At 69.7% G+C, this 9,732-nt stretch carries 9 protein-coding genes; 7 read left to right on the top strand and 2 right to left on the bottom strand.

All coding sequences use genetic code 11. The features are described from left to right. Positions 1 to 26: 26 nt before the first annotated feature. Positions 27 to 209, bottom strand: coding sequence for a Trm112 family protein (locus tag BFF77_RS05585; protein ID WP_066944395.1), 183 nt, complete (start codon positions 207 to 209; stop codon positions 27 to 29). A 128-nt stretch (positions 210 to 337) separates the two neighbouring features. Between BFF77_RS05585 and BFF77_RS05580 the strand changes: the two genes are divergently transcribed. From BFF77_RS05580 to BFF77_RS05555, 6 genes are all read left to right on the top strand, one after another. Further along, a complete protein-coding gene (locus BFF77_RS05580; protein ID WP_066944395.1) occupies positions 338 to 520 on the top strand; it encodes a Trm112 family protein in 183 nt (60 codons plus the stop codon). A 135-nt stretch (positions 521 to 655) separates the two neighbouring features. Then, positions 656 to 1,795, top strand: a complete 1,140-nt coding sequence (locus tag BFF77_RS05575; RefSeq protein ID WP_066944393.1) for an SIS domain-containing protein — start codon at positions 656 to 658, stop codon at positions 1,793 to 1,795. A 334-nt stretch (positions 1,796 to 2,129) separates the two neighbouring features. Next, positions 2,130 to 3,302 carry a mannose-6-phosphate isomerase, class I gene (gene manA, locus BFF77_RS05570; protein ID WP_066944391.1) on the top strand — a complete coding sequence of 391 codons (1,173 nt, stop codon included), beginning with the start codon at positions 2,130 to 2,132 and terminating at the stop codon, positions 3,300 to 3,302. Between the two features lie 90 nt (positions 3,303 to 3,392). After that, positions 3,393 to 4,370 (top strand): cation diffusion facilitator family transporter, encoded by a 978-nt coding sequence (locus BFF77_RS05565; RefSeq protein WP_066944389.1) that lies wholly within the window; start codon positions 3,393 to 3,395, stop codon positions 4,368 to 4,370. 351 nt (positions 4,371 to 4,721) lie between these two features. Next, positions 4,722 to 6,179, top strand: coding sequence for an adenosylhomocysteinase (gene ahcY, locus BFF77_RS05560; protein ID WP_066944387.1), 1,458 nt, complete (start codon positions 4,722 to 4,724; stop codon positions 6,177 to 6,179). Positions 6,180 to 6,476: 297 nt separating this feature from the next. Next, positions 6,477 to 7,091, top strand: coding sequence for a hypothetical protein (locus tag BFF77_RS05555; RefSeq protein WP_066944385.1), 615 nt, complete (start codon positions 6,477 to 6,479; stop codon positions 7,089 to 7,091). Positions 7,092 to 7,124: 33 nt separating this feature from the next. Here the strand turns inward: BFF77_RS05555 and BFF77_RS05550 are convergent, their stop codons facing one another. Further along, entirely contained in the window at positions 7,125 to 8,090 is a 966-nt protein-coding gene (locus BFF77_RS05550) for an RDD family protein (protein ID WP_066944383.1), read from the bottom strand. A 152-nt stretch (positions 8,091 to 8,242) separates the two neighbouring features. Here BFF77_RS05550 and BFF77_RS05545 point away from each other — a divergent pair, with 152 nt between their 5' ends. Continuing rightward, positions 8,243 to 9,250, top strand: a complete 1,008-nt coding sequence (locus BFF77_RS05545) for a stage II sporulation protein M (protein ID WP_066944381.1) — start codon at positions 8,243 to 8,245, stop codon at positions 9,248 to 9,250. Positions 9,251 to 9,732: the final 482 nt, after the last annotated feature.

The following is a 9,732-nucleotide window of genomic DNA, read 5'->3' as shown; positions in this document are numbered from 1 at the left end:
TCGGGTTTTCCCGGACCGTGGTCGTCTCAGGCGGGACGCCGTGCCTCGTCGACGAGGAGGACCGGGATGTCGTCCCGTACCGGATAGGCCAGGCCGCAGTCACCGCCGGTGCAGATCAGCTCGGGGGTGTCGGCTGCCGTGCTGTCGCTGAGCGGCGCGTGACAGGCCGGGCAGGCGAGGATCTCCAGGAGGCCGGCTTCGAGCGGCATGGGGGTGATGTCCCTTCGAGCAGAACAGGTGGATCGGGACCTTACCCCGGAATGAGCTGCACCCCGGGCCCCGGCGGTAGGCTGACGTGGCCCGATCCACCTGTTCTGCTCGAAGGGACATCACCCCCATGCCGCTCGAAGCCGGCCTCCTGGAGATCCTCGCCTGCCCGGCCTGTCACGCGCCGCTCAGCGACAGCACGGCAGCCGACACCCCCGAGCTGATCTGCACCGGCGGTGACTGCGGCCTGGCCTATCCGGTACGGGACGACATCCCGGTCCTCCTCGTCGACGAGGCACGGCGTCCCGCCTGAGACGACCACGGTCCGGGAAAACCCGAGCGCGCCGCAGTCGCAACCGCATCCGCAGTCGCATCCACAGCCGCACCACAGCGCCACAACCAAGCGCCGCCACGGCGTCCCGCGCCGGGCGATCGGAGGCCCCATCTCATGCTCGACGAGTCGCTGCTCGACGCTCCCGACGCACTGGCCGACGCCGACCGCCGGGGTCTGCTCCGGGGCGCGGCCGAGGCCGGAGCCCGGGTGCGTACCGCTCTGCGGCACACCGCCGAGGCCGGTATCGCCGCGCTCACCCCGGAGGGCCGCCCCCGCGCCGTACTGGTCGCGGGCTCCGGCGCCGCCGCCACCGGCGCCGCCGATCTGATCGCCGCCCTGGCAGGCGGCAGCGCGCCGGTCACCCGGCTCCGCCCCACCGGCGTCGCGCCCGCCGCAGGCGCACTGCGCTGGACGCTCCCCGGCTGGGCCGGTCCGGTGGACCTGCTGCTGATCGCCACGACCGAGGGCAGCGAGCCCGGCCTCGCGCTCCTCGCGGAACAGGCGTACCGCCGCGGCTGTACGGTCGTCGCCGTCGCCCCGAGGCAGTCGCCGCTGACGGAGGCGGTCGACGGGTCGCGCGGTCTCCTCCTTCCGATGGCGACCGCGCCGAACGAGTGGCTGGCCGAGCAGACCGCCCAGGTCGCCGGCCCCGGCGCGCTCTGGGCCCTGCTCATCCCGCTGCTCTCGCTCCTGGACCGCGCCGGCCTGGTGACCGCTCCGGCCGAGACCCTCCAGCTCGTCGCCGACCGGCTGGACCGTACCGCCGAGCGCTGCGGGCCTGCCATCGCCACGTACAGCAACCCGGCCAAGACGCTCGCGGCCGAGCTGGCCGACAGCCTGCCGCTGATCTGGACGGAGGGCACGGCCGCCGCCCCGGCCGGCCGCCGGTTCGCCGATGTGCTCGCCGAGCTGACCGGCCGGCCCGCCCTCGCCGCCCCGCTTCCCGAGGCCCTGCCGGCCCATGGCGCGCTGCTCGCGGGCGACTTCGCGGGCGGCGCCGATCCGGACGACTTCTTCCGCGACCGGGTCGAGGAGCGTCAGCCCTTGCGCGCCCGTATCGTCCTGCTGCGCGACCGGCCGGTCGGAGGACTCACCGCCGCCCCGGCGGCCCGCGAACTCGCGCTGGGCCACGACACGGCCATCAGCGAACTGGAGCCGGAGGAAGGCAGCGAACTCGAAGCCCTCGCCGAGCTCATCGCCGTCACCGACTTCGCCACGGTCTATCTGGCCCTCGCCGGCGGCACCCAGGCATGATCCGCCTCCCGGGGGCCCGGAAACCGAAGGCCGGAGCGTCAAAGGCCGGAGCGTCAAAGAGCCGAAGCACCGCGGGCCGGGCCTTGCAGGCCGGAGCACCACAGCCACAGCCCCGGGAGCCGGAGTCGCATCCCCGGAGCCGGAGCCGGAGCCGGAGCCGGAGCCGTATCCCGGGGAGTCGGAGGCCGAGGCGCCGCGGACCGGCAGAGCTCCGGGGACCACGCCGCGGACCAGGACGCCGAGCGGCCGAGGCCGCTCCACCGGGGCACGCCCCCGTTCCGTCGGCTCCGTCACCACACACCAGTCCGTCACCACGTACCAGAAAGCTCATCCCATGGACCGCCTCTCGAACACCGTGCGCCCCTACGCCTGGGGCTCCACGACCCTCATCCCGGAACTGCTCGGGGCCGTTCCCACCGGTGAACCCCAGGCCGAGATGTGGATGGGTGCCCACCCAGGGGCCCCGTCACGTCTCGACCGCGGCTCCGGCGAGCAGGCGCTGTCCGGCCTGATCGACGCCGACCCCGAGGCGGAGCTCGGCGTGGCCGCCACCGCCAAGTTCGGGCCCCGCCTGCCGTTCCTCCTCAAGCTCCTCGCGGCCGGCTCGCCGCTCTCCCTCCAGGTCCACCCCAACCTCGCGCAGGCGAAGGAGGGTTACGCGCGGGAGGAGAGCCGCGGCGTCCCGATCGACGCTCCGTACCGCAACTACAAGGACGCCAACCACAAGCCCGAACTGATCTGCGCCCTCACTCCCTTCGACGGACTCTGCGGCTTCCGCACCCCGCACGAGGCCGCCGAACTGCTCGCGCGGCTGGACGTCGACTCGCTCAAGCCGTATGTCGACATCCTCCACGCCCACCCCGAAGAGGCCGCGCTGCGCGAGGTCCTGACCGCAGTCCTCGGCGCCGATCCCGCCGAGATGGCCGTCACCGTCGCCGAGGCCGCGGCGGCTGCCGAGCGCCTCGGTGGCGACTACGCGCCGTACGCGTCGATCGCACAGCACTACCCGGGCGACCCCGGTGTCATCGCCGCCATGCTGCTCAACCACATACGACTCCAGCCGGGCGAGGCCCTCTTCCTCGGCGCGGGCGTTCCGCACGCCTATCTCAACGGCCTCGGTGTCGAGATCATGGCCAACTCGGACAACGTCCTGCGCTGCGGTCTCACCCCCAAGCACGTGGACGTCCCCGAACTGCTGCGGATCGTGCGCTTCGAGGCGACCGAACCCGCGGTGCTGCGCCCGGAGGCCTCCGCCTCGGGCGAGGAACTGTACGAGACGCCCATGGACGAGTTCCGCCTGTCGCGCTACTCCCTGGATTCCCCGGCACCGGGCATGCCACCGCGCGACCTCACGGCGGACACCCCGCAGATCCTGCTCTGCACGGCGGGCACGCCTCGGGCGAACGGCCTCGGCCTGACTCCCGGCGCCTCGGTCTTCGTTCCCGCGGGCGAGAAGGCCGAACTGTCCGGTACGGGCACCGTGTTCCGTGCCACTGTCGTGATCTGATGCACCACTCACCACCCCAACGGCTGCAACAATGTCCGGCCGTACCGCGGCGCCAGGGCCGCGGCACCTAGGAAGGGACATCACGCACCCATGAGCGCGTCAGGCGGAACCAAGGCGATCGTGGCGGCACTCGGCGCCAACCTCGCGATCGCGGCAGCCAAGTTCGTGGCGTTCGCGTTCAGCGGTTCGTCGTCGATGCTCGCGGAGGGTGTGCACTCCCTCGCCGACTCCGGCAACCAGGGGCTGCTCCTCCTCGGCGGCAAGAAGGCGCAGCGCGAGGCGACTCCGCAGCATCCCTTCGGCTACGGCCGCGAGCGTTATATCTATGCCTTCCTGGTCTCCATCGTGCTGTTCTCGGTGGGTGGCATGTTCGCCATCTACGAGGGTTACGAGAAGATCAAGCACCCCCATGAGATCGAGGCCTGGTACTGGCCGGTCGGGGTGCTCGTCTTCGCGATCATCGCGGAGTCGATCTCGTTCCGTACGGCCATCAAGGAGTCCAACGCCACCCGAGGCTCCCTCTCCTGGACGGACTTCGTCCGCCGCGCCAAGGCACCCGAGCTTCCCGTGGTGCTTCTTGAGGACCTCGGCGCACTGGTCGGTCTGGTCCTGGCGCTCTGCGGTGTGAGTATCTCCCTGGCCACCGGCGAAGGCGTCTGGGACGGCATCGGCACGCTCTGCATCGGCGTTCTCCTCATCCTGATCGCGCTGGTCCTGGCCGCCGAGACGAAGTCCCTGCTCCTGGGCGAGGCCGCGGGCACGGAGGACGTCGAGAAGATCAAGGCGGCGCTCGTCGACGGCGACGTGGTCACCGGCATCATCCATATGCGTACGCTCCACCTCGGCCCCGAGGAACTGCTGGTCGCGGCCAAGATCGCGGTCCAGCACGACGACACGGCCGCCGAGGTGGCCCGCGCGATCGACGCCGCCGAGTCCCGGATCCGCGAGGCGGTCCCGATCGCCCGGGTGATCTATCTGGAGCCGGACATCTACAACGAGTCGGCCGCCGCGGCGGGCACCAACCCCGGGAAGACCTCGGCCGGCCCGACACCGGACACCGCCCACTGAGACCGCCCACTTGAGACCGTCCACTGAGACGGCGTACGGACATGTGAGACCTCGTGACGGGCCCGCCCCACCGGGCGGGGCCTCCGTGACGCTCCGACCCCTCTTCGACTTGATCTCGTCCCCCTCTCTTCCCCGTTCGACTGTGGGCCGCTGGGCCGATCGGTGTAGATTCGTGACCAGTGCCAGACGTCGCTGCTGATGGCGGTCGGGCGGTCCGCCCACGGACCGTCCGAGGGAGAGAGGGCCTCCGACGGACTGTGCCCGCGAGCGCTCGGGCATTCGTATGCCCTTCGCCCGCAGAGCCAGCCGTACGCACCCACCCTCGACCCGATTCACGAGGAGCAGCTCGTTATGACGACTGTCGCCAACCGACAGGACTTCAAGGTCGCCGACCTCTCGCTCGCCGAGTTCGGCCGCAAGGAGATCACCCTCGCCGAGCACGAGATGCCCGGTCTGATGTCGATCCGCAAGGAGTACGCCGCGACGCAGCCGCTCGCCGGCGCCCGTATCACCGGCTCCCTGCACATGACGGTGCAGACCGCGGTCCTCATCGAGACCCTGGCCGCCCTCGGCGCCGAGGTCCGCTGGGCGTCCTGCAACATCTTCTCCACCCAGGACCACGCCGCCGCCGCGATCGCGGTCGGCCCCGAGGGCACCCCGGAGAACCCCCAGGGCATCCCCGTCTTCGCCTGGAAGGGCGAGACGCTGGAGGAGTACTGGTGGTGCACGGAGCAGGCCCTCACCTGGCCGAACACGCCCACCGGCGGCCCGAACATGATCCTGGACGACGGCGGCGACGCCACCCTCCTGGTCCACAAGGGCGTCGAGTTCGAGAAGGCCGGCGAGGCCCCGGACCCGTCGACCGCGGACAGCGAGGAGTACGGGTACATCCTGGGCCTGCTCAACCGCACCCTCACGGAGAACCCGCAGAAGTGGACCCGGCTGGCGTCCGAGATCCGCGGTGTCACCGAGGAGACCACGACCGGTGTGCACCGGCTGTACGAGATGCAGCGTGACGGTGTCCTCCTGTTCCCGGCGATCAACGTCAACGACGCGGTCACCAAGTCGAAGTTCGACAACAAGTACGGCTGCCGCCACTCGCTGATCGACGGCATCAACCGCGCCACCGACGTCCTCATCGGCGGCAAGGTCGCGGTCGTCTTCGGCTACGGCGACGTCGGCAAGGGCTGCGCCGAGTCCCTGCGCGGCCAGGGCGCCCGCGTGATCATCACCGAGATCGACCCGATCTGCGCGCTCCAGGCGGCGATGGACGGCTACCAGGTCTCCACGCTCGACGACGTCGTCGGTATCGCGGACATCTTCGTGACCACGACGGGCAACAAGGACATCATCATGGCCGCGGACATGGCCAAGATGAAGCACCAGGCGATCGTCGGCAACATCGGCCACTTCGACAACGAGATCGACATGGCCGGTCTGGCCAAGATCGAGGGCATCGTCAAGGACGAGGTCAAGCCGCAGGTCCACACCTGGACCTTCCCGGACGGGAAGACGATCATCGTCCTGTCCGAGGGCCGCCTGCTGAACCTGGGCAACGCGACCGGCCACCCGTCGTTCGTGATGTCCAACTCCTTCGCGGACCAGACGCTGGCCCAGATCGAGCTGTTCACCAAGCCCGAGGAGTACCCGACCGAGGTGTACGTGCTGCCCAAGCACCTCGACGAGAAGGTCGCCCGCCTCCACCTCGACGCGCTCGGTGTGAAGCTCACGACGCTCCGCCCGGAGCAGGCCGCGTACATCGGTGTCGATGTCGCGGGCCCGTACAAGCCCGACCACTACCGCTACTGATCCACGACCGATCTGCCGCCACTGACGATCTGCCGTCACTGACCCGTCCGGCCCGGCAACCCGCCGGGCCGGGACGAGTCGCCTGACGGCCCGCTGACGCACTTTCAGCGACAGGCACCGACAGATGTCGGCACCAGCGGTACACGGCACACAGCAGGCCCCCGCACCCCCGTGTCGGGGGCCTGTTCCGTGTGCTCCTGCTCCGCGTACGGAAGAGCGCGTCACACGCGCGCGAACAGCGCGCGCCGAAGCGGAAGAACGTCAGTCGCCGAGGACTCGAAGAACCCGGAAGACCCCATGCCCCGCGGCCGTTATTCGCTCCATGATCCGCACGATCACTCCCCTCTCGGCGACGAGCACTTCCACTGCGCGCCAGGCCCCTCCGGCTGGCGCTATGTCTCCCAGATCACCACTCCCTCCGGCGACCACGCGGGCTCCGTCGATCTGGCCCTCGACGAACTCGGACGCCCCATCCGTCTGCAACTCCACGCCGCGAACTGGCAGGTCCGCGGCGCCGCCCTGGACGGCGTCACCTGGGTCCGTACCGACCCCACCGGCACCCATGCCACCGAAGGCAATGTGCGCGCCCATGCCTTCACCGGCACCTCCCCCGCCTTTCTGGTCGCGACAACGCGACTTCTGCGTCTCACCCCTGGCTCCCCCGCGACCCGCGTCCGCCTCGTGGCCTTCACGGACCCGGTCCTGGCACCCCGTACCGTCGATCAGTCCTGGGCACTGGTGAACAGTGAAGCGCACGCCACTGACAACGGACCTCTGACCGTGGACGAGTACCAGGTCAACGCCCTGGACACCGGTGAGCAGCACACGGTTCACCTCGCTGGAGACGTGGTGCTCTCAGCCCCCGGCATCGAACTCGAAGACCTCGAAACTCCGCCCTCGGCCATGTCCTGACCCGAGCCTTCCCGCCGCGAGGCCCTTCCCGGCCTACGCGGGCGGCGCGAAGCCGGTGCGCCGCGGCGCCTCCCCGGCGCCCGGTTCCGTTGCGGTGGCCGGCGTCGGCGGAGTTACGGGAGCAACGGCAGGCGCGGGCCCGGTCGCGGCGACAGCGGTGGGGACAGGAGTGGGCACGGGAGCGAACGTGGACGTGGGCGGGGGCGTGGGTGCGAATGGCATGGATGGTGTGGACGCCGCCGAGCCGGGAGGGCCTCCGAAGGTCCGCCGCGCCTCCCGTGCCTGCCGCTCATGCACCACGGCCGCGAGATAGGCCCCTGCGGGAACCCCTTGCGGGGGCGGCGCTCCCGTACGAGCGGCCAGATCATCCGCGAGCCGCTCCGCCATCGACCGGCCCACGCCGGCTTCGAGCTGTCCCAGCCGCGTCAGGTACTGGCGTATCGCGAGCCAGAGCTCGTCCGGCACGGCCGAGAGATCCAGCTCCGCGAAACGTCCCACGAGCCACGGCGGAGGAGGCGGAACGGTCGCCATAGGGCCGGCCGGCACCCTTTCCCGTACGACCAGGGTTCCCGCGAAGACATCACCGATCCGCCGCCCTCGCGCCGACACCAGCGACGCGATACAGGCGATGACCCCGAACGAGATCAGGATCTCCACCACGCCCATCGCGCCGCGTACGAGCGCGTGCCGGAACCGTATGGGCCCACCGTCGTCCCGTACGACCCGCAGCCCACAGGCCAGCTTCCCCAGCGAGCGCCCGTGGCTGAGCGTCTCCACCGCGATCGGACCGCCCACCAGGATCAGCAGGAAGGACGCGATGGCCAGTGCCGCGACAGCCGCCTCGTCCAGTGAGCCCGTCGCCAGTGCGAGCCCGAACATGACCAGGAGATAGACGGTCCACACCACGACCAGGTCGATCGCCAGTGCCAGCGCCCGGCTCGGCAGCTTCGCCGGGCGCAGCCCCAGTACGACCGCGTCGCCCGTCACAAGCTCGTTCACCGGTGCTCACCCTTCGCCGACGACCTTCTCTGCCCCTGAAGGCAACAGTCTGCCAAGCTGACCCGCAGCGCGTCGCGGTAGTGCAGTCGAGTAGTCGCGGTGCCGCGGGAGTACGGACCGTACGCACCCAGTGCCTGGAGCAGCAGCCGACCATGGATCTCGATGTCTTCGTGACAGCCCACCGCGCCGAGTGGGACCGCCTGGAACATCTCCTGCACCGCGGTCGCCGCCTCAGCGGTGCCGAGGCCGACGAACTCGTCGCCCTCTACCAGCGCACGGCCACCCATCTCTCGCTGATCCAGTCCATCGCGCCCGATCCGATGATCACCACGCGGCTCACCCAGCTCGTGGCGCGTGCCCGTGCCACGGTCACCGGTGCCCGCCGCGCGACCTGGCGCGACGCCGTGCGCTTCCTGACCGCGGGTTTTCCCGCCGCCGTCTACCGGGCCAGGTACTGGTGGATACCGACCGCGGTTCTTTCGACGCTTCTCGCCGCGGTCATCGGCTGGTGGATCGGAGCCCACCCCGAGATCCAGTCGGCCATAGGCGCGCCGGACGAGCTGCGTCAGATGACACGTCCTGGTGGCGAGTACGAGACGTACTACTCCAGCCACCCGGCGGCCTCCTTCGCGGCCCAGGTCTGGACGAACAACGCCCAGGCCGCCGCGATGTGTCTGGTCCTGGGGGCGTTTCTCTGCCTCCCGGTGATCGCGGTCCTCTTCGTCAACGTGCTCAATCTCGGGGTCGGGATCGGCCTGATGTCCTCGGCCGGCCGCCTCGACACCTTCCTGGGGCTGATCCTTCCCCACGGTCTGCTCGAACTGACGGCCGTCTTCGTCGCCGCCGGTACGGGGCTACGCCTCGGCTGGACGCTGATCGATCCCGGGCCGTACAGCCGTCGAACCGCGATGGCCCAGCAGGGCCGCGCCGCGCTCGGTATGGCCATCGGTCTCGCCCTGGTGCTGTTCGTGTCGGGCGTGATCGAAGGCTTCGTCACCCCCTCGGGCCTCCCCACCTGGGCGCGCATAGCCATCGGCGTAGCCGCTGAACTGGCCTTTCTCGTGTATGTGTATGTCCTCGGCGGCCGAGCGGCACGGGACGGCGAGACGGGCGATGTGGAGGCTCTGGACCGGAGCGCGGAGCTTCCCACCGCAGCCTGATGTGCGGATCACGTCCCCGACCTGTTAGTCTCCTCTTCGCCTCGCAAAGACCGTTGACACGGTCCGAGTGGGGAGGTAGATTTGAACGGTTGCCTCGGAGTTGGACAAGCTCCGAGAGCGGTGGTACATATCTATACGGCTCTCGACGGAAGGCACTTCCGCGGAGCCCTCTCGATTCGCCTTCCAGATCATCAAGGCCGATGTGATTCGGCTCCGAATGTTTCTGATAAAGTCGGATCAGCCGAAAGGCAAAAGACCAATCCAAAGGTCGCTGGAATTCAAGAGGCGAAAGACGCCGAATGAGTCTGGTAAAGTCGGAGACGCAAGACAGCAGGACCGAAGGGAAATGCCCGGAGGAAAGCCCGTGAGGGTGAGTACGAAGGAAGCGTCCGTTCCTTGAGAACTCAACAGTGTGCCAAAAGTCAACGCCAAATATGTTGATACCCCGACCTGCCAAACATTTTTGGCGGGTTGAGGTTCCT

Origin of the sequence: Streptomyces lushanensis (assembly GCF_001700515.1) — a bacterium.
GTDB classification, from domain to species: Bacteria; Actinomycetota; Actinomycetes; order Streptomycetales; family Streptomycetaceae; genus Streptomyces; species Streptomyces lushanensis.
The sequence above is the reverse complement of the archived record's forward strand: the minus strand, read 5'-3'. Positions and strand labels throughout refer to the sequence as shown.

Bases quoted from the DNA above. Each gene is read 5' to 3' on its own strand.
- BFF77_RS05585 (WP_066944395.1), bottom strand. From the start codon at position 209: ATGCCGCTCGAAGCCGGCCTCCTGGAGATCCTCGCCTGCCCGGCCTGT.
- BFF77_RS05580 (WP_066944395.1), top strand. From the start codon at position 338: ATGCCGCTCGAAGCCGGCCTCCTGGAGATCCTCGCCTGCCCGGCCTGT.
- BFF77_RS05575 (WP_066944393.1), top strand. From the start codon at position 656: ATGCTCGACGAGTCGCTGCTCGACGCTCCCGACGCACTGGCCGACGCC.
- manA (WP_066944391.1), top strand. From the start codon at position 2,130: ATGGACCGCCTCTCGAACACCGTGCGCCCCTACGCCTGGGGCTCCACG.
- BFF77_RS05565 (WP_066944389.1), top strand. From the start codon at position 3,393: ATGAGCGCGTCAGGCGGAACCAAGGCGATCGTGGCGGCACTCGGCGCC.
- ahcY (WP_066944387.1), top strand. From the start codon at position 4,722: ATGACGACTGTCGCCAACCGACAGGACTTCAAGGTCGCCGACCTCTCG.
- BFF77_RS05555 (WP_066944385.1), top strand. From the start codon at position 6,477: ATGCCCCGCGGCCGTTATTCGCTCCATGATCCGCACGATCACTCCCCT.
- BFF77_RS05545 (WP_066944381.1), top strand. From the start codon at position 8,243: ATGGATCTCGATGTCTTCGTGACAGCCCACCGCGCCGAGTGGGACCGC.